Below are 19995 nucleotides of genomic sequence, written 5' to 3' on the forward strand. Positions count from 1 at the left end.
TTAAAAAAATATCGTTTGCGACACTAAGATATATTTACCAAACCTGTTTCGATTATTCAGTACAGAGTATGTCTTTTGACACTGAGGTATAATGTTCTACATCTCACCCATTATCATTTCCCCTTTCATAAGTGGGATTGAAATTAAGGTTTTCACATGAAATACTTAGTAACTGGTGCTGCAGGATTCATTGGGAATGCCGTTTGTAAAAGGCTATGTGAGCAAGGAGAATATGTTATTGGGATTGATAATCTTAATGATTATTACGATGTTAATTTAAAGCTTAGCAGATTAGATTTACTGAAAAACAATTCACACTTTACCTTTTATAAACTAGATCTTTTTCAACGATCTGATATTAATTCACTGTTTAAAATTGAAAAATTTGATAGAGTTATCCACCTTGGTGCTCAAGCGGGAGTTCGATACTCCATTGAAAACCCTCATACATATGCTGATAGCAATTTAATCGGTCACGTAAATATACTAGAAGGGTGTCGTCATTATAATGTTGAGCATTTAGTCTACGCCTCAAGCAGCTCTGTTTATGGATTAAATACTAAGCAACCATTTAAAGAATCAGATCCAGTAGATCACCCAATCTCATTATATGCCGCTTCAAAACGTGCTAATGAATTGACTTCACATACCTATTCTCATTTATACGATATTCCTACAACAGGATTACGATTTTTTACTGTATATGGCCCGTGGGGTCGACCTGATATGGCACCTTTTAAATTTGCTAAAGCTATCACAACTGGTAAGCCTATAAATGTATACAATTTTGGAGACATGTTTAGAGACTTCACTTACATAGATGATATTGTCGAAGGCATAATTCGAATTCAAAACGTCATACCAACGAGATCTCAAAATGTAGACATAAAAAATCCGAATCAAAGTAATGCACCCTATTCAATTTATAATATTGGCAATGGCTCACCAGTAAAATTAATGGACTTTATCTCTTGTCTTGAAGAGGCTCTAGGTATTGAAGCCGAAAAGAACTATCAACCAAAACAACCAGGAGACGTACTAACAACATGGGCATCTACTGAAGAATTATACCAAGCTACTGGTTACAGACCAAATATTGATATTAATACAGGCGTTAATCGCTTCATTTATTGGTACAAAGAATACTACCGATTAGGATGATAAATATGAGTATTAAACATCCCTATTATCGTTTAAAACTCAGAAGGTAAAAAACACTTGCACTAATGGCTAGTACATTATAACTATATTTAAATTTAATATCGACTAAAATCTGATTAACAAATGACGAAACTACTGTTTTACTTCAATAAAAACCTCTATGATTACTAGATAATTTAAGTATGTAGATTAGCAAGCCTACTACTGCAGTTTTTAAACTATTAGGGTCGATAATTAAATATATGACGAATTAAATAAGGTAACCATGAGCACACAACCATTATTTATCGCAGAAGTATCCAGTAACCACCATAAAGATCTGCAGCGATGCCTTCATTTTATCGAAACATCATCTAAAATCGGTTGTGATGCAGTTAAATTTCAACTTTTTAAGATTGATCAACTATTTGCCCCAGAAATTTTAGCCAAGAGTGAGATCCACAGAGAACGAAAAAATTGGGAGCTTCCAATAGAATTTCTACCTGCACTAAAACAGAGCTGTAAAAATAACAACATTATGTTTTCATGTACTCCTTTCTATTTAAAAGCTGTCGAAGAATTAACGCCTTTTGTTGATTTTTTCAAAATTGCTTCATACGAACTCCTATGGACTGACCTACTCATAGAATGTGCTAAATCTAAACTGCCCATTGTATTGTCTACCGGCATGGCGACGACCGAAGAGATAGATACAGCGATAGACGCATTACAAAATAATGGCGCAGAGGACATTACCTTGCTGCACTGTGTATCGGCTTATCCAACACCAGAAGACCAATGCAACCTGTCAGTATTACAAAGCTTTAGGGATCGCTATCAAGTAAAAGTAGGCTGGTCAGATCATACGGTCTCTCCCGCAGTTTTGAATCGTGCTATTCATAAATGGCAAACCGATATGATTGAATTCCATCTAGACCTTGATGAGCAAGGTGCTGAATATTCAGCAGGTCATTGCTGGCTACCACATCAGATAGCGCCAATTATCAGAGGTTCAAAAATGATGGAGAGTATTGACGGTAACCCGACTAAACAATTTGTTCCTTGCGAAACCGCTGATAGAGAGTGGCGAGCAGATCCCCTTGATGGGTTAAGACCATTAAAACATATGAGAAATCTTTTTAATTGCGACTTAAAAAGTAACTAGTCTATGTATTGACCTCAAATAAAAAAAGCGACCTATATGACTGAAAATATAAATCAACTCGCAAATCAAATACGTAAAGATGCTGTTGCATCTATTTATCATGCACAATCGGGACACCCTGGAGGAGTACTATCTTGTATTGATATCTTAACCGTATTATTTCATCAGATAATGACCCCACCTAATATCCGCAAACAAAATTATAGTGACGATTATTTTATTCTCTCTAAAGGCCACGCGGCTCCCGCACTATACGCCGTAGCCGCGAGTATAGACTTGCTTAAAAGATCTGAACTAAAAACATTACGTAAATTAAATTCAAAACTTCAAGGCCATCCAGATGTTACTCATCTGCCATGGGTCGAAATCAGTACAGGTTCTCTTGGTCAAGGACTCTCTGTTGCAACAGGCATAGCTAAAGCTCTGAAGTTACAGAATACCAACCAACAAGTTTATTCACTCATTGGTGATGGTGAAATGCAGGAAGGCCAAGTTTGGGAAGCCGCAATGTTCGCATCTCACCACCAATTAAATAATCTAACTGTGATTGTTGATTATAATAAATTACAAAGTGATGCAAGTAATGCTGACATTTGTACACTAGAACCATTACAAGACAAATGGAGAGCCTTTGGTTGGCACGTAATAGAGATTGATGGTCACAATATTGATGAAATTAATCACTCACTCAAGCCTCAAAATAATACCACTGCTCCCAGAATAATTATAGCTAATACGACAAAAGGAAAAGGAGTCAATTTTATGGAGAACATTCCATTTTGGCACGGAAGTGTGAGTCTTTCTGAAGATCAATTTTCGGCCGCGATGAAAGCCCTTGGATGTTCCGACATTGATATTAAGGAGTACTATTAATGTCTATTATACCAACACTAGTAGGACAACAATCAGACTCCCTAAGAGAAGCCTTTGGTAAAGCTATAACACTCTTAGCAGAAGAAGACAGTACTATTCTAGTCTTAGATGCTGATGTTGCAGGAGGTACTGGCGCGCATCATTTCAGAAGTCATCATCCAAACAGATTTATTCAGTGTGGCATCGCAGAACAAAACATGATATGCGTTGCTACTGGTATGGCGATAGCTGACTTTAAGCCTTTTGTTACCACTTTTGCAGTTTTTATGTTGAGAGGGTTCGAACAAATTAGGTTATCTATTGCTTATTCGAATAAAAATGTAAAACTCATCGCCAGCCACCCTGGGTTAGATGTAGGTCCGGATGGTGCTTCAGCTCAATGTTTCGAAGATATAGCTTGTATGAGGTCTTTGCCCGGTATGGTCGTATTGTCGCCATGTGATGCATTTGAAATTCAAGCTGCAACAAGGGCACTAGTCAATTATCGAGGTCCTGCATATATGCGTACAGGCCGCAGTCCTTGTCCGAGTGTGTTTGCAGAGGAGCCAGTATTTATAATAGGTAAGGGTAAATTATTAAAGCAAGGCATTGAACTAACATTAATTAGTTGCGGTGTTATGACTCACAGGGTATTGGCAGCAGCTGAAAAACTTGAAAAAAATGGAATATCCATACGAGTAATACATATGCCATCAATCAAACCTATAGATAAGGATTTGATTATTAGTGCAGCAAAAGAGACTAAAGCAATTATTAGTTGTGAAGATCACAGTATTACTGGTGGTTTAGGAAGTGCTGTCGCTGAAGTTTTAGCTGAAACTCCTTTATGTCCTTTACACCGAATGGGGATAGATAATCAAATAGGTCGCTCAGGTGAACCTGACGAATTAGCTATTTTTTACAATCTAGATGTTAATAGTATTATCAAAAAAGTTAAACTAGTACTTGATAAGGAAATAAATAATGCAAGCAACAGCTAAGTTAGTACTCATAACTGGTGCTAGTAGTGGCGTAGGAGCATCAATGGCGAAATGCTTTGCACAAAATGGTTATTATGTCGGAATAGGTTATAACAACAATAAAGAAAAAGCTGAGCGCATAGTTAATGACATTACAACAAAAAATGAACAAGCATTAGCAGTAAATTTTGATTACTCAAATCGAGAAAGTATTCAGAAAGCCATAGCAACCTTAACAAAGTACTTTAATAAACCAGTATCAATATTGATAAATAATGGTGCAATTGCTCAAGAGAAACCTTTCCATACGATTACAGATGAAGATTGGCAAAGAATGTTACTCATTAACCTTCAAGGACCATTTATGGCAACCCAAGAAGTGTTACCACAAATGCAAACTAAAAATTGGGGAAGAATAATCAATATAAGTAGCATTGGAGGGCAATGGGGAGGATTCAATCAAGTACATTACGCAGCTTCAAAAGCCGCACTGATAAATTTCACCCAATCTATGGCTAAAATCTATTCAAAAAATGGTATTGCTTCGATGACGATTGCCATAGGCCTTGTTGAAACCCCGATGTCAGCGTCAGAACTAAATACAGATTTGGGGAAGGAAAAACTTAAAAACATCCCGGCACAAAGATTGGCTACCGTAGAGGAAATTGCAGAATTAGCAGTACAATTATGCAAAGAGCAGTCATCATACTTGTCTGGACAAACTTTAAATATGAACGGAGGAATGTATTTTGGCTAACCTAATGACTATAGAAACATTATTCGAAGATATTTCACAATGTACCGAATGGCTAACACCTGAGGAAATACTAGCAACCTATCCCGAAGTTATTGTTTTTGGCACAGGACAAGCCGGGCTTAGCCTTAATGAGGTTCTTACCGACTTCAACGTCAATATTCTATATTTTGTCGATAACGATGAAAGCAAACATGGTCTAGATTTTTTAGGAAAAGAAGTTAAGTCGCCCACAGCCTTAGCTGGAGAAACTCGCCCAATTTTAATTGCAAGCTATTGGGCAAGAGATATTGCAGAACAATTACAAGATATCGGCAGCCAATATTTCGACTTCAGTTTTTGTGTCGACTTTAATCGTTGGAAAAATCATTTTAATTGGCAATGTTTCAATATTAATGCTGCAATTAAAACAGGTGAAAGATATTTAAAAGGTAATGATTTATTAAGCTATCTAGGTTGTTTAAGATACAGGCAAACCTACGATCCACTCTACTTAACTATACCTAATTGTGAACATTATATTCATACATTAGTTACGCCTATGTCATCAGATGTTTATATTGATGGAGGCGCATGGCAAGGCGATACCCTCCATGAATTAAAACAATTATTGGGAAATGAGATCGAAATACATAGTTTTGAACCCGATGAAAGTAACTTTAAACAGTTAAGCAATCTGATTACTAACCAAAAACTACCCAACTGCTACATCCATAAAAAAGCACTTTGGAACCAAGAAACGACTCTTAACTTTTTTAACTCATCTAATGCCGTACATACCATGCAAGCAAGGGTTTCAACAGAATTAAATCCTAATATAATGACCAAGGTACAGGTAGCTGCAATTACACTTGATAGCTACTGTCAAACACTAGAACGAACTCCAACTTATATAAAACTTGATGTTGAAGGCGCTGAACCACAAGTGCTAGAGGGGGCAACAATACTTATAAATACATCGGCACCGAAACTTGCAATAAGTGCATACCATGAACCCAATCATATCTGGGAGTTAATGGAACAAATAGCCTTGCTGAACACAAACTATCAATTCTTTTTTGTTCATCATTCTCAACAACTTTTTGAGTCGGTCATTTATTCAAAAGTGGATGCGTAGTCATGATTAGAAAATGTTTTTTATGCGAAGAAAGCACAGAAAAGGTGTTTTCAACTACCTGGGTGTTACCAGGTCTACTGCCTACTGAAATTGGGTTTTCAATTTGCCCTAAGTGCGGTTCTGTTTGTCAAAGTCCATCTGTAGACTTTGATGATATGATGGCATTTTACAGTTCAATAGCAGTATATACAAACCCTGGCCGCCAAGAATTACCTAGTACGGCAAAAATAAGAGATTTAGATGAACAGATACAATTTATTAAACGCGGAATAGGGAATCTGCCTAATTCTGTTTTACAAATAGGAAGTTCAGATGGGTACACACTTTCACGTTTTCGAGATGCGGGAATAGCACGAGTATTAGGCGTCGAACCAGGTGCAGCTTCGGTTTCATTAGCTAAACGCCTATATCAAGTCAACTGTATTCATGGTTCAGCTGAAACCTTTGAAACTAATGAAAATTTTGAGCTTATCCTCATGACGCACGTATTGGAGCATCTTTATAATCCACAAACTACGCTATCGAAATGTTACCGAATGCAACAGAAAGTCACAGAAGGTTTTATCTATATCGAAGTACCTTTGATGGCTAAGGCAAGTAGCCTTTGCCCAGGTTTTTTCTCTTTTGAACATATCAACTACTATACTCGAGATAATTTACTGAAAAGTCTAACTGATGTCGGATACTCGCCAGTTTCAGTGTTGGAACACTTTAATAGTAATCTCTCACCTGTTATAGGTATTCTTGCTAGTACCAAAGTACAGCACCACTATTCAGAATATCAAAGTTGTTACGTCGACAATAAGCAAATATTACTTGAATACCGTCAAAAAGAGATTAGTTATTGGCAAGGATGCCTAGATGCTTTGCTACCAAACCTATCTAAAAGCCAAAGAGTTTTTTTGTGGGGGGCTGGCATACATACAAGCCAACTAGTCACTAACACAAACCTCTTAGAGATCGTGAAAATTAATGGATTAACCGACACATCACCTTTGAAATGGGGAATAAACCAAGGCGATTGGTTATGTCAGTCTCCTAAAGATATAAATTGGAAGATTGGAGACTATGTGATTATATCCAGCTATGCCTCAGAAAAAGAGATATTTATCGCTCTATCTTGGTTAAGAGATATAGGGGTAGTAACTCTATGTTTGCATAACAGAGATATTTGAAGCTAAATGTATATCCAACTACGATATAGTGAATTGAAATGATTAATAAAAGCCTCATTATCATTGGAGCAGGTATAGAAGCCTGTGAAGGAATTAAAATAGCCAAGGAAATGGGCCTAAAACTGATAATCATTGATGGTGATCCCATAGCTCCCGGCTTTAAGTTTGCTGATATTAGTCTAATAATAAGTACCTATGACGGTAAAGAAATCACCAATAAAGCTCTAGCACTCAAGAACAGAGGAATTGTTATTGATGGTGTTATAGCAATGTGTTCTGATGTCCCACTAAGCGTTGCGAATGTTACAGATAAACTTAATTTACCTGGCCTAAGTATTAAATCTGCCTCATTAGTAGCTGACAAACTGTTGATGAAAGAACGTCTGCAACAAATGGGGATCCCTATACCCCATTTCTCAGCTGTCAATTCTTTAGATTCACTGAAAGCTCTGGCTTTAGATTGGGGTTATCCATTTATCATAAAGCCTGTTGATAGCCGTGGTGCAAGAGGTGTACAACTTATTGAGTCTGGTTGCCAGCTAGAGCAAGCTTTTATTCAGGCATATAATGAATCACCCACTCAAAGAGTGATGATTGAAGAATACCTTATTGGACCTCAAATCAGCACTGAAACCCTCATTGAAAATAGCAACTGCTATACCCTAGGTTTTTCAGATAGAAATTACGAGTGGCTACTGAGAACTAAACCCCAAATTATAGAAAATGGTGGGGACTCGCCAAGTAAACTATCACAAGATGAACAGCAACAAGTAACGGCAACTGTTGAAGCCGCTGCACTTGCACTTGGAATCACACAAGGTGTCGCTAAAGGGGATATGGTATTAACCCCTGATGGTGCCAAAGTGATTGAAATTGCAGGCCGCCTCTCTGGAGGGTATTTTTCAACAACACAGATCCCATTAGCTACTGGAGTTAACTTTGTAGAGCAAGCAATTAAACTTGCATTAGGCGAGCCATTAAATATTGAGCACCTCACACCAAGTAGGTTACAGGGGGTTGCTATAAGGTATTTAGATCTTAAACCAGGAGTTGTCGAACGAGTGCTTAATCTAGATAAAGCAGCAACCAGCAAAGGGGTTGAAATGCTGTCGACCTTTATTAAACCTGGCGATACGATTAGCTCATTAACAAGTCACACTCAACGCTCTGGATTTGTTATCTGTACAGGAACATCTAAAGAAGAAGCCGTATACCGTGCACAAAAGGCACTAGCTCACATAACGGTTGAATATTCCCATGAGTAATCAGTGTAATATATATACTATTTTTCACTTAAACCTTGCATTTTCCTCTATTGAAACAGAACAACATCGCACCGTCACCCAAAGGTGCTATTGGCCGCTTATTAAATTGATTGAGGAAGGTATTCCATTAGGCATTGAGCTAACCGCCTATACTCTAGAGTGCATTCAAAAAGTAGACCCTAATTGGATCAACCAATTTAAGGCTTTACTGAAAGATAACAGATGCGAACTCATTGCCAGTGGAGATAGTCAGATAATAGGACCTCTTATCCCCGCCGAAGTCAATCAACATAATTTACGTCTTGGTCAGGAGTATTACCAACAAATCTTAGGTGTTAGCCCCTCGCTGGCCTATATTAATGAGCAAGCCGTTTCTGCAGGATTATTGGATGTTTATATAGATGCTGGTTTTGATGCCATAGTCATGGAGTGGGATAACCCATACTCCCATAATTCTGATTGGTCACCAACATTTCAGGACCAACCTCAACAGATAACTAGCGCCAGCGGTCGCTCAATAAAGGTTGTCTGGAATAATGCTATTGCATTTCAGAAATTACAGCGTTATGCACATGGGGAGATAACAAAGCAAGATTACCTCAACTACCTAGACAAAGTAATATCTGAAAATTGCGCTGCTTTTCCTCTTTATGGAAGTGATGCGGAGATTTTCGATTATCGTCCTGGAAGATATAAAACTGAACAAGCCCATTCTCAAAGTGAGTGCGCACGCATTGAAGCACTGTTTATTACTTTGTCCCAAGAAAAAAAATACCTATGGGTTATGCCAAGCCAAACCTTAAGTTATTGTGATGAGACAAACCATCTTAATATCGCTGTTTCAGCACATCCTATTTCAGTTAAAAAGCAGGCTAAATATAATGTCACCCGCTGGGCATTAAGTGGAAGAGATGACCTTAGGCTAAATACACATTGTTTTGCTAAGTACCAGGAATTAACTGCCGACACTAACCAGTCAGATAATGATTGGCGCAATTTATGTCGATTATGGTCTAGTGACTACCGAACCCATTTAACTCAGATTCGCTTCGATAAAATAATAGCAAAGCTTCCAGCTATAATACCTTTCGTATTACCAAATTATAATAGCATCAATTCACACCCTCTTTATCAAATCTCATTTGATAAAGATAGAAATAAGATAGAGATTTCTTCAGTGGAGTTAGTATTAGTTCTCAACGCAAATAAGGGATTAAACATTGAGTCATTAGCCTTTAACGACCACTGTTTTTCTCCGGTTAGCGGTACATTAGCTCATGGACACTTTGACCATATTAGTTTTGGTGCAGACTTCTATTCGAACCACCTCGTTCTTGAACGTTTCCGCGAACGCGACAGAGTAACAGACCTGACTAAAGCAAAGTGGCAGCTTGAAGATGATAACGGTGCCTTAATAATAAGAACCTCTCTCACTACATTAAATGGCACCTTAACAAAATGGTACCGTCTCGAAGGACAATCTGTTCAATGTGGGTTTTATTTCGATGAACCATGCAGACCAGAAGCCTCATTAAGACTCGGTTATATAACCTTGCAGAATTGTGATATTCCTTGCTGGTTCGCCGCTTACAATGGTGGTTATGAAATGGAATATTTTCAAGTTGATAGCAATATAGATCATGGTAGCCCAGTATCATCCATTGTATCTTCAAATAGTGCGCTAGGTGCAACAACCGGTGAGGTATTATTTGGCAATGGAATTAAAGGTATTCGTATTAACTGGGAGCCTAATCAATGTGCTGCACTCCCCATGATTTCGAGTAAAAAAATAAACGGTAAGTATCTTAATAGGTTATGGTTCTCTTTAATTGAAGCTGATGAAACACTTAAACTAGGGGGACACTTACCTGCTTTTTGTTACACTATGTCTCCATATATCATGCTTAGCAATGGAGCTAAAATTTGAAATCAATTGCTATCATTGGTGCTAGGCTCAACTCCAGTCGTCTACCAAAGAAACACCTACTTCCACTCGCAGGTCATCCCCTCATACATAGGTTAATTACTCGATTACAAAGGTGTAGCTTACTCGATGAGATCATTGTTGCTACAACAGCTGATAATTTCAACCTTCCATTGGTAGAGGCTGTAGAATCACTGGTACCCGTTGCAAAATATAATGGTGATGTCAATGACCTTATGGGTCGGCTAGACTCTGTAGTCACCCAATATGATCCCGACTTCATCGTCTATATCTGTGGTGATTGCCCCTTAGTTGAACCCCTGTTTATCGATCATGCATTAGCACTACTCGCAACCTCCCCAGAAAAAAATAGCATAAAACTAAAAGATACAATAGTCAGTATTCATGAAGGCATTGGATTTTATAGTAGAGAGGGGTGGAACAAATTAATGTTTGTAAGTCAATGCTCAATGTCACGAGAACATGTAGGTTACGGGGACAAATTAACCCCTGTGCTTGAACGATTAGAAATTGACGATTGCGATGACTTTACGAGCATAAAACACAGAATTTCTGTTGATACTCTAGCCGATTATCAATTTATGCAGCAGATATACTCAAATTGGTATTTATCTAATCATGTAAATAGCATAGTCGATCTTAAATGGGTGCAAAACCAGCTAATATCTCAATCTCATTTAAGTAAGATAAATCAACATGTAGTACAAAAAGATCCAAGTAAAATATACAAAAAAATCAGTTTATATTGTCACATTAGCGCAAAAATTGGTATTGGACACTTAAAGCGCTGTCAATTAATCTCTGAATTCCTCATAGAAAACTTAGGAATAGGCATTGAGTTACATATTATAGGCGAACAGCATCAAATTTTGATAAAGAGCACAAATAATACGTGGTATCCGACACTCGATACAATGATTAACCAAATGAAAATAGATGAAAATCCACTATGGCTTCTGGACTTTCATCCTGAACATGTTGATATTGAAAAACTAAAATTAGCAATACAAAAAGTAAAAAAGCATTATCACACTCGAATAATCGCATTAGACAAACTCATCGCTATTATTGATCATGTCGATGAGTTATTTATCCCCTCATTTTATAGTCATTCACAGAATATAAAAATAAGCTATGGCTGGGATCATCTATTACTATCTAAGCCTAAAGAACACACAAATCTCGAGCAACTCCTTGTTATTACTGGGGGTAGTGACGCACTTGGTTATGGAGAACATTTACCAACGCTAATCGAATCAGTCACAGGCTCAAACATTCAGTTACATTGGGTACAAGGCCCTTTGGCAAAACCACCAAAATTGAGAAGTAAAGGACGTTGGCATATCCATAAAAACCCAAGTAATTTACCTGAATTGATTGCTCAGTCAAAAATTATCTTGAGTTGTTACGGTTTATCATTATTTGAGAGTATAGCCAGTGGAAACTTAGTTTTACTTTTACCCGTGGAGCATCTTTGTGGCAAGGAAGAACTATTAAAATTAAAATCTGCAAACTGCTGTATAACCACCGATAGTCAAGATATGAAACATAAAATCCAAGATGCTATTGATAATCCTGAACAATTTAAATATATGCAAAAAAATGCAAAAAAAATTCTAAAACCTGGAACAGGACTAGAGCACCTGAGCCAACATGTCACATTACAGCTCTCCATTTTTGATAGTGAAATATAAAAGGAATAATCTTTGAATAATATATTATTTGAGAACGATTATATACTCAGTGTTGGAGCTGGTAAAAATCAGCTCCCACTCATTAAAGCAATAAAAAAATATGGTTACAAGGTTATATCTTGTGATAAAAACCCTGAAGCTGAAGGTAAATCTATTTCCAATATATTTTTAAATATCAGTAGCCATGAACCAGAAAATATAATTATTGAACTAGGCTTATTGAATGTAAAACCAAAAGCAGTATTAACACGTTCAACAGGTATTCCTGTAGTAACCTGTGCGATAATTGCTGATAGCTTTAACTTATCAGCCCTAGACATTGCTACAAGCAAATTATTAATTCACAAGAATAAATTTACAACAAATAATAATAAATTAAATATACCTTCACCTAAATTATTTTGTAAAGAGCACTTACAAGATATATCATTCCCCGTGTTCATTAAACCTGCATATACGGTGGTATCCCATGCAGCTATGAGTGTTTGTCACAAATTTGATGATTTAGCTCCTGCTATAGCAAGTGCTAAGGCCGTATCTACAGATGGTAGTGTTAATATTGAAGAATACTTGATAGGTAATGATATAGCTTCTATTGACTTCGTTCAAAACAAAAAAATACAACACTTGGTCTCTATTGGAGAAATATCAACAGGGGCTCCACATTTCGATGGCTTAGGCTGGTATACTCTTGACAGAACCACAAGTGACATAGCCAGTTCAAGCTTTGCGACTTTAAAGCATAAACTTAATCTCTCTCACGGTTTTTTTCAAACCGCAATGAAATACAATAGTATTGAAAAGACAGCTAAGATTTATGAGATTCATGCTGAAATAGGCGGTGACTTAGTTAATGATGTTTTCATTCCTCATATTACTAATGGGTATGACATTTTTAAGAACAATATTTCACTATCATTAAATGAGAAACTAGATAGTTGTACTAAAGTAATAAAATTCGCAATAATATTATTTAGAAAAAAAATTAAGCAATACAACCTTTCAATACCTAAGCATACATACGTACAAGCAGTTGAACATAAAGATTATTTAACTTTTGACTTTAATAGTCAAAAGGATTTAAATAAATATCTTTACAATTTAACCTCACAGAAAAATGTTTCAATTACTAATAGAGAAAATTAATATGAAATGGGACCTTCACTACAAAAATATTCGCTCAAAAGCACCATTTGTATGGCCAGACATAAATGTTATTAGACTTTTATCTAAATCTTCTTTAACAATATCTTCAAATGTTCTTGACTTAGGTTGTGGAGAGGGACGAAATATTCGGGCCCTACATGAACTTGGTATTAATACCATTGTCGCAGTAGATCAAAGCAAATATGCACTGAATGTCGTTAATAAGCTGTATGGTATTGTTCCAGAACAACTCTTTTGTACAGATATCAGTCACGGTTTACCTATGTTACAAAGTAGCAAATTTGACCTAGTACTTTGTTGGGGACTAATGCATTACCTAACTAAACCTGAAGATACTTTACGAGAAATACACAGAGTTTTGGCAGATAATGGTTCTGCAATACTCTCTTTCAGTTCAAAAAGCGACCAAAGAGAAACTGTAGACAATGTTTGTAATTATTATGAACAAACACAAATCGAGACCTTGATGCAAACAGCTGGATTCAATATTAAATCTTTAGGTAAGATCACGGATCAATTTATCAGCGATGGTAAAATAGAATCATACTACTGGTTAATGGCTGTTAAACTATAAAGTTGTAGTCTGATATTTTTAACAATATAACTAAACTCCGATGTTGTAAGAGTGGGATAAAGTGGCAAAGTAAGGAGCCGTTGATAAAAAGCTTCAGCCTGCGGAAAATCTCCCACTTTAAAGCCAAAGTTAAGATAAAAAGGCTGTAAATGAACAGGGAAGTAATGCACATGTACTTGTATGCCCTTCTCTCTCATTTCATCAAAAACGGTTTTTCTATCTGCGATATCAGGCAAAATAACCAACATTAGATGATATGCACTCTCGCTATTAGCCATCGGTTTGATTAGAGTAATATCTGTTCCTGACAAAGCGAGCTTATAATCCTTAGCAAACTTATTACGTTTCGATACAAACTCATTTAATCGAGTCAGCTGGCTTAACCCTAAAGCTGCCTGTAAATCAGTCATTCGATAATTGAAACCCAACTGATGTTGCTCATAGTACCAATCTCCTTCATCAGGTCGTAACAATATAGCTGGATCTTTGGTTATCCCATGGCTTCGGTAGGAAGCCATGCTACAGGCCAATTGAGCATTCTGAGTAGCTGCAACACCTCCTTCCGCACTAGTGATAATTTTAACAGGATGGAAACTGAAAACGGTAATATCAGAATATTGACAAGCCCCAATTTTGAAACCTTGATAACTTCCGCCAATAGCATGTGCAGCATCTTCTATTACTTTTATGCCATACTGTTTAGCCAAGTCACCAATAGTTTGCATATCACAGCTGTGCCCCGCTAAATGTACAGGAATAATTACTTTTGGCAGCACTCCAGTCTCTGCTGCTAGAGCTAACTTCTTGCTCAGGGCTTTAGGGCACATATTACCCGATGCTAATTCCACATCGACAAAATCCACATAGGCACCGCAATAAAGCGCGCAGTTAGCCGAGGCAACGAAAGTGATAGGGGAGGTCCAAACTCGATCTCCAGGGCCAACATCGAGCGCTAAACAAGCGATATGCAATGCAGAGGTCGCACTATTTACTGCTACCGCATGAGCAGATCCTGTGTAATCACAAATAGCCTTTTCAAAAGCCGGAACTTTAGGACCTTGTGTAAGAAAGTCAGATTTAAGTACTTCCATCACAGCATCAATATCTGCCTGGTTAATATCTTGTCTACCGTAAGGAATCATTAAAAATTATCATCATCAAAAGCTTTAATTTGCTCAATGGTTAGACAATCTGGATTGTTACCAGAGTTATATTCAAACCTTTCTTTAACCAACGCACCTTTTGCCCCAAGCTTATTACTCGTATAATCAATATCACCACCATAAAAGCGAATACTAGGCGTAATAACATAATGGTCATCAAATTCCAAAGTATGGTGTGAATCATCTCCTGGGCACATTATCTCGTGCATCTTTTCACCAGGGCGAATTCCCACAATGTCATGTACCAAGTTTGGCCCATAAGCGATTGCAATGTCAATGAGCTTTACCGAAGGGATCTTAGGAACAAAAATCTCTCCACCTTGCATTCGAGAAAAGTTTTTAAGAACAAAATCAACACCATCTTGTAAGGTGATCCAAAATCGAGTCATATCAGGATGAGTGATAGGTAAGGCACTTGCTCCATCGTCAATAAGTGATTTAAAAAATGGCACAACCGAACCACGAGATCCAACCACATTTCCATAACGTACTGCCGCAAAACGCGTTCTACCAGAGCCAACAATATTATTGGCAGCGACGAATAATTTGTCAGATGCTAACTTAGTCGCGCCATAAAGATTAATGGGATTTGCAGCCTTGTCGGTTGATAGAGCAATGACTTTGTTAACATTATTGACTATCGCCGCCCTGATCACATTTTCGGCACCATAAATATTGGTTTTAATGCATTCCATTGGATTATATTCAGCCGCAGGGACTTGTTTAATTGCCGCAGCATGAATGACATAATCAACATCCTTAAACGCTTGTAACAATCGGTCACCATCACGAACATCACCTAAAAAATATCGCATACATGGAGCATTAAAGACTTGTTGCATCTCGTATTGTTTGAGCTCATCACGAGATAAAATTATCAAGCGCTTTGGCTTATATCTCTCCAAAATAGTTTTGGTATATTTCTGGCCAAACGAACCAGTACCGCCTGTAATTAAGATTGATTTATTATCAAACATGTATTCTCCAAAATATCGATGCACGGTCCTACACGAATGAAAGTCAATTGAAACATACTAAATCATTTTAAAGCAAATAAAAACAACATTAAACAAACAAAAAGACCACACTTAGCAACAGTAACGTTTGTAGAAAAATACTATAAACATTACTAATATTAGTAATTTAATTCTAATTGTCTAACCTTATTTTTTATAATAATGCTATAGAATTAGTATTTTGCAAAATAATAAAAAAATAGTTAAGCTTAATCTTAACTATTATCTTGTTAAAAAAACAACCATTTAAGAGTGGTAATGTAAGACAAATTATTTACATTTAATCGATTAATGTTCACGGGTTGATAAGCAATTAACAAGATTATGCAATCAGGATCAAAGAGGGGAAAAATGCTTAGTACTCATCCAGAAATATCTAACACATTTTCAATTAGTCAGTTTAATGAGTGTTACCTCCCCAGTGTTAATCGACGTACATTTGAAAAAAACCATTCAACGTCTCTGTTCGATGAAGAATTTAAAAGTTCCTTTTCAACTCCAGATACACTACACATAATCATAGGGTTGGATTCAGGTCTTCTAGCTAACTATGTCATGGAACGATCTTTAGCAAAAGGAAGTAAGTTCCTATTCGTTGAATTAGTTGAAGTGCTAGACCTGCTTGCTATTGATATACCAGATGCACATACTGATGATATATTTATTACTAACCTTGATGAATTCTCTCAACACATTACTGAACACGAAAATAACCTTTTTATCGTAAAGAAAAAATTCAAATTACACCGCTCAATAGCAGTAAAAGGTAACTACCTCGAGATTTACTGCACTTTGTCCTCTCAAGTTGAAAAAGCAATAGAGCATGAATATTTTAATCAAAGCATTGGTTTTAATCAAAAAATTTTTATAAAAACACAGTTAGAAAATGTGGCTGAAAACCTTCAACCAGCGACAGTATTAAAAAAACAGTTTACTGGTAAAACCTGTATCGTGCTAGCTGGAGGACCTTCACTCGACAATAGCATTGATTGGATTAAAGCACATGCTAAACAATTAGTGATAATCGCAGTATCACGCGTTGTTGGTAAGCTCACTAAGCTCAACATAAAACCCGATATTGTCGTGTCTGTCGACCCTCAATTTATTAGCTTCGATGTTAATAAAGAGTTCATGGAAATTGACCATAACACCTTATTAATCAACTCCTATCATGTTGTTCCACAAATTTTAGGTCAATGGCAAGGTACAGCACTCTACACAGGGTCCCGCTTACCTTGGGATAATCACAGTGATATTGACAATATCAAATCTATTGGTCCAACGGTCACAAATAGTGCCATCGAAATTGCGACGAAAATGGGCTTTAATCAAATACTCCTGTGTGGTGTGGACTTTTGCCACTCTCAAACAGGGAATACTCATACACAAGGCACTTATGGGGCAAGTCTAGGTCCTAATATAGGGGCAATACTGGAATGGGTTGAAACTAACGCTGGTGAAATGGCTGAAACCCCGATGACGCTCTTGCACGCTATTCAGTCTTTACAAACATTTGTGACAGAACATCCTAATATAAACATCATCAATTTATCAAAAGATGCAGCTAAAATTAACGGCGTCAATTATATTGAATCACAACATATCGTGCTTGAGGATATTAGCGATAAGCAACGTGCATTATTAACACCAGAAAATCATCAACTTCCCTCATTGCAAAAAATAGCTTATTTAAACAATACACTTAATGAACTGACCACTGCTAACAATAAGTTGAAAAAACTTCAAGTCATACTGGCTGATGCATTAGTCATAATCGAAAAAATGGAAATTGCTGAGAAAAAACCACAGAGAATGACTAACTTGGCAGGAAAGCTTGATAAAATGGAGCGAAAAATAAACCTTAAGTTTGATAAATTCGCAAACTTAATCAAATTTTATGGTTACTATGAATTCTCACACTTTTTGTCAACAAAAAAAGAAGAGGAATGGACACAACAAGATGTTAACGATCAATCTCGTGTCTATTACAATGCATTCCAATCAATCAACAATCAATTATCTACACTGATTCAATCTGCAATTATACGTATCAAGTCTAGAATTGATGAATATCAACCCTCATGTAATATTCAAGCATTGTGTCTGCAATGGAATAATGATAAACAGTGGGGAAGATCTGTTTTATGGCAGCAGCAGCATCCACAAGAATACGCTAACTTATCACCAAATGATCGTTTGCAAATTAACGCCTCCCAAGATAAGTTTTATGAACAGTTTACCGTCAAAAAATTTATTGATAAGACCGATCATGCTGTTACTCCAATTATGGGGAACGCGTTTAAAAAGTTACAAGTGTTACTGCAGAATAAGCATCTTTTAGGTATATCAAAAATAGTACAATACTCACATCCATTTATTGATACTGATCAAGAGGTTTTACGACTTTACCACCTAGCACTAAGCTACCAATATATGCTGGAGAACAAACAGGAACAGGCCTTAAAAACAATATTGTTAACCCCAAAAGACATGCGCCATGAAGCAGAACTAAAACAAGTCATTAGACTCGCGCTCAACCTTAACAAGCTCGAACTAGCAAGAGACAACTTTGCTAGTATTATCAAATACAGTGATGAATACTTACCTCAATATGCCCATGTACTCAAATTAAGTGAACAAGGACAAGAAGCCTTGGCTATCTACCTCGATTATCTCGATAAATACCCTAAAGATATTCCTGTACTCATTAAGCTTGGTATTTTCTTAGCAGAAGTAGGCCAAATTGAGGAAGCTAAAAGTGTCTTTTTGCAAGCTTTAGAGGTTGATCCAAGTAATTATGCAGCAGCCAACTACCTTGAACAAGTCAGCACCTATGCGCTTAACTAAAAGCGATGAAATATGTATACCTGTGATCATTGAATGTGTAGCTTATTCAAAAAAAGCTTAATTAATTTTATCATGAGATCGTGATATTCCCTTGCAAAGAATATCATTAACAGTTTAAAAGAAATATTCCTTAGAATCATAGCACAAAACATACCGTGATTGCCATCTGCGTAACTGAATAAAAGTTATTTTACTGTGTTCTGAAGCGGTGTCTGCCCCCATGATTGCATAGGCTATTAGATTACATGGAATCAGTCTTACCAGACATCAGACAGCTTTCTCAACTTAACAATATTAACACCAGAAAATGGTTGCTCTAAGGCTATTTCAATGATGAACAGACACCCCAGCTTATCGAGCACCTTACCGACTATTGGAGTTACTTTAAACGGTAAGATTAATGGCCATGTTCAAATACTCAAATCTGCACCTTGAGGTCCTTTGGGTATAGATTTTGTATGAATCACCAAAGGCACAAGAGCAATGGGATTACCCGCTATGCTTTGCCCTAAATTCGCGACTAAGAAAGCGTTACGCTAAACTCACTAATCCCATAAGCATTCACGAAAATGTTTACGGCACACTGAGTCATAACGTTCATTACCACCAATAGCTACTTGCTCACCATCACGCATAGCCTTACCTTCTTCGTCAAGACGAAGCACCATATTCGCTTTTCGACCACAGTGACAAATGGTCTTTAGCTCAACCAACTTATCAGCCCAGGCTAATAAATACTGACTGCCACTAAAAAGTTCACCTTGAAAATCAGTTTTAAGCCCATAACAAAGCACTGGGATATTCAAATTATCAACCACATGAGTCAGTTGTTTAACTTGCTCTTTACTGAGAAATTGAGACTCATCAATTAATATACAATGCATCGTCTCTGCTTTATTAGCATCTTCAATCATAATGGCAATATTATCGTCACAGCCAAACATGCATGCCTCAGTTTCAATCCCTATTCTGGATGCGACTTTTCCCACTCCATATCTATCATCAATAGAGGCTGTCATCACTAAAGTATTCATACCACGCTCGCGATAATTATAAGATGACTGAAGTAAAGAAGTCGATTTACCGGCATTCATGGCCGAATAGTAAAAATAAAGTTGTGCCAAGTCGATATTCTCTCATT

Annotated in this window: 16 protein-coding genes; 13 read left to right on the forward strand and 3 right to left on the reverse strand. The window is 36.9% G+C overall.

The window, feature by feature from the left end:
• Nucleotides 1-156: 156 nt before the first annotated feature.
• The 12 genes from HQQ94_RS16625 (at nucleotide 157) to HQQ94_RS16680 (ending at nucleotide 13828) form a co-directional block, all read left to right on the forward strand.
• Nucleotides 157-1161 carry an NAD-dependent epimerase gene (locus HQQ94_RS16625; protein WP_173295459.1) on the forward strand — a complete coding sequence of 335 codons (1005 nt, stop codon included), beginning with the start codon at nucleotides 157-159 and terminating at the stop codon, nucleotides 1159-1161.
• Between the two features lie 265 nt (nucleotides 1162-1426).
• Nucleotides 1427-2305 carry an N-acetylneuraminate synthase family protein gene (locus tag HQQ94_RS16630; RefSeq protein ID WP_173295460.1) on the forward strand — a complete coding sequence of 293 codons (879 nt, stop codon included), beginning with the start codon at nucleotides 1427-1429 and terminating at the stop codon, nucleotides 2303-2305.
• Nucleotides 2306-2341: 36 nt separating this feature from the next.
• Entirely contained in the window at nucleotides 2342-3178 is an 837-nt protein-coding gene (locus HQQ94_RS16635) for a transketolase (protein WP_173295461.1), read from the forward strand.
• Nucleotides 3178-4158, forward strand: coding sequence for a transketolase family protein (locus tag HQQ94_RS16640; RefSeq protein ID WP_173295462.1), 981 nt, complete (start codon nucleotides 3178-3180; stop codon nucleotides 4156-4158). The genes HQQ94_RS16635 and HQQ94_RS16640 overlap by 1 nt, the downstream gene beginning before the upstream one ends.
• Nucleotides 4142-4894 carry an SDR family NAD(P)-dependent oxidoreductase gene (locus HQQ94_RS16645; protein ID WP_173295463.1) on the forward strand — a complete coding sequence of 251 codons (753 nt, stop codon included), beginning with the start codon at nucleotides 4142-4144 and terminating at the stop codon, nucleotides 4892-4894. Before HQQ94_RS16640 ends, HQQ94_RS16645 begins: the two co-directional genes overlap by 17 nt.
• Before the next feature lie 4 nt (nucleotides 4895-4898).
• A complete protein-coding gene (locus tag HQQ94_RS16650; protein WP_173295464.1) occupies nucleotides 4899-6008 on the forward strand; it encodes an FkbM family methyltransferase in 1110 nt (369 codons plus the stop codon).
• Between the two features lie 2 nt (nucleotides 6009-6010).
• The gene (locus HQQ94_RS16655) at nucleotides 6011-7183 is read left to right on the forward strand and encodes a bifunctional 2-polyprenyl-6-hydroxyphenol methylase/3-demethylubiquinol 3-O-methyltransferase UbiG (protein WP_173295465.1); all 1173 of its coding nucleotides are present in this window, start codon (nucleotides 6011-6013) and stop codon (nucleotides 7181-7183) included.
• A 38-nt stretch (nucleotides 7184-7221) separates the two neighbouring features.
• A complete protein-coding gene (locus HQQ94_RS16660) occupies nucleotides 7222-8448 on the forward strand; it encodes an ATP-grasp domain-containing protein (RefSeq protein ID WP_217274052.1) in 1227 nt (408 codons plus the stop codon).
• A complete protein-coding gene (locus HQQ94_RS16665; protein ID WP_173295466.1) occupies nucleotides 8441-10375 on the forward strand; it encodes a glycoside hydrolase in 1935 nt (644 codons plus the stop codon). The genes HQQ94_RS16660 and HQQ94_RS16665 overlap by 8 nt, the downstream gene beginning before the upstream one ends.
• The gene (locus tag HQQ94_RS16670; protein WP_173295467.1) at nucleotides 10372-12087 is read left to right on the forward strand and encodes a cytidylyltransferase domain-containing protein; all 1716 of its coding nucleotides are present in this window, start codon (nucleotides 10372-10374) and stop codon (nucleotides 12085-12087) included. The genes HQQ94_RS16665 and HQQ94_RS16670 overlap by 4 nt, the downstream gene beginning before the upstream one ends.
• A gap of 12 nt (nucleotides 12088-12099) precedes the next feature.
• On the forward strand, nucleotides 12100-13233 hold the full coding sequence (locus tag HQQ94_RS16675) for a hypothetical protein (protein ID WP_173295468.1): 1134 nt from the start codon (nucleotides 12100-12102) through the stop codon (nucleotides 13231-13233).
• Between the two features lies 1 nt (nucleotide 13234).
• Nucleotides 13235-13828, forward strand: a complete 594-nt coding sequence (locus HQQ94_RS16680; RefSeq protein WP_173295469.1) for a bifunctional 2-polyprenyl-6-hydroxyphenol methylase/3-demethylubiquinol 3-O-methyltransferase UbiG — start codon at nucleotides 13235-13237, stop codon at nucleotides 13826-13828.
• Here the strand turns inward: HQQ94_RS16680 and pseC are convergent.
• Together pseC and pseB are read right to left on the reverse strand one after the other, a co-directional pair.
• Complete coding sequence (gene pseC / locus HQQ94_RS16685; protein WP_173295470.1) at nucleotides 13801-14970, reverse strand: UDP-4-amino-4,6-dideoxy-N-acetyl-beta-L-altrosamine transaminase; 1170 nt, start codon at nucleotides 14968-14970, stop codon at nucleotides 13801-13803. The genes HQQ94_RS16680 and pseC overlap by 28 nt on opposite strands.
• Nucleotides 14970-15968 carry a UDP-N-acetylglucosamine 4,6-dehydratase (inverting) gene (pseB, locus tag HQQ94_RS16690; RefSeq protein WP_173295471.1) on the reverse strand — a complete coding sequence of 333 codons (999 nt, stop codon included), beginning with the start codon at nucleotides 15966-15968 and terminating at the stop codon, nucleotides 14970-14972. Before pseB ends, pseC begins: the two co-directional genes overlap by 1 nt.
• 390 nt (nucleotides 15969-16358) lie before the next feature.
• Here pseB and HQQ94_RS16695 point away from each other — a divergent pair, with 390 nt between their 5' ends.
• A complete protein-coding gene (locus tag HQQ94_RS16695; RefSeq protein WP_173295472.1) occupies nucleotides 16359-18854 on the forward strand; it encodes a 6-hydroxymethylpterin diphosphokinase MptE-like protein in 2496 nt (831 codons plus the stop codon).
• Between the two features lie 545 nt (nucleotides 18855-19399).
• On the opposite strand, the gene HQQ94_RS16700 is transcribed toward HQQ94_RS16695, so the two are convergent.
• Complete coding sequence (locus HQQ94_RS16700; RefSeq protein ID WP_173295473.1) at nucleotides 19400-19978, reverse strand: thymidine kinase; 579 nt, start codon at nucleotides 19976-19978, stop codon at nucleotides 19400-19402.
• Nucleotides 19979-19995 lie beyond the last annotated feature (17 nt).

The sequence above is a fragment of the Shewanella sp. VB17 genome, assembly GCF_013248905.1.
GTDB lineage: Bacteria > Pseudomonadota > Gammaproteobacteria > Enterobacterales > Shewanellaceae > Shewanella.

What these genes read in the sequence shown, in the direction of transcription:
- HQQ94_RS16625 (WP_173295459.1), top strand. Translation starts at nt 157, where the DNA reads ATGAAATACTTAGTAACTGGTGCTGCAGGATTCATTGGGAATGCCGTT.
- HQQ94_RS16630 (WP_173295460.1), top strand. Translation starts at nt 1,427, where the DNA reads ATGAGCACACAACCATTATTTATCGCAGAAGTATCCAGTAACCACCAT.
- HQQ94_RS16635 (WP_173295461.1), top strand. Translation starts at nt 2,342, where the DNA reads ATGACTGAAAATATAAATCAACTCGCAAATCAAATACGTAAAGATGCT.
- HQQ94_RS16640 (WP_173295462.1), top strand. Translation starts at nt 3,178, where the DNA reads ATGTCTATTATACCAACACTAGTAGGACAACAATCAGACTCCCTAAGA.
- HQQ94_RS16645 (WP_173295463.1), top strand. Translation starts at nt 4,142, where the DNA reads ATGCAAGCAACAGCTAAGTTAGTACTCATAACTGGTGCTAGTAGTGGC.
- HQQ94_RS16650 (WP_173295464.1), top strand. Translation starts at nt 4,899, where the DNA reads ATGACTATAGAAACATTATTCGAAGATATTTCACAATGTACCGAATGG.
- HQQ94_RS16655 (WP_173295465.1), top strand. Translation starts at nt 6,011, where the DNA reads ATGATTAGAAAATGTTTTTTATGCGAAGAAAGCACAGAAAAGGTGTTT.
- HQQ94_RS16660 (WP_217274052.1), top strand. Translation starts at nt 7,222, where the DNA reads ATGATTAATAAAAGCCTCATTATCATTGGAGCAGGTATAGAAGCCTGT.
- HQQ94_RS16665 (WP_173295466.1), top strand. Translation starts at nt 8,441, where the DNA reads ATGAGTAATCAGTGTAATATATATACTATTTTTCACTTAAACCTTGCA.
- HQQ94_RS16680 (WP_173295469.1), top strand. Translation starts at nt 13,235, where the DNA reads ATGAAATGGGACCTTCACTACAAAAATATTCGCTCAAAAGCACCATTT.
- pseC (WP_173295470.1), bottom strand. Translation starts at nt 14,970, where the DNA reads ATGATTCCTTACGGTAGACAAGATATTAACCAGGCAGATATTGATGCT.
- pseB (WP_173295471.1), bottom strand. Translation starts at nt 15,968, where the DNA reads ATGTTTGATAATAAATCAATCTTAATTACAGGCGGTACTGGTTCGTTT.
- HQQ94_RS16695 (WP_173295472.1), top strand. Translation starts at nt 16,359, where the DNA reads ATGCTTAGTACTCATCCAGAAATATCTAACACATTTTCAATTAGTCAG.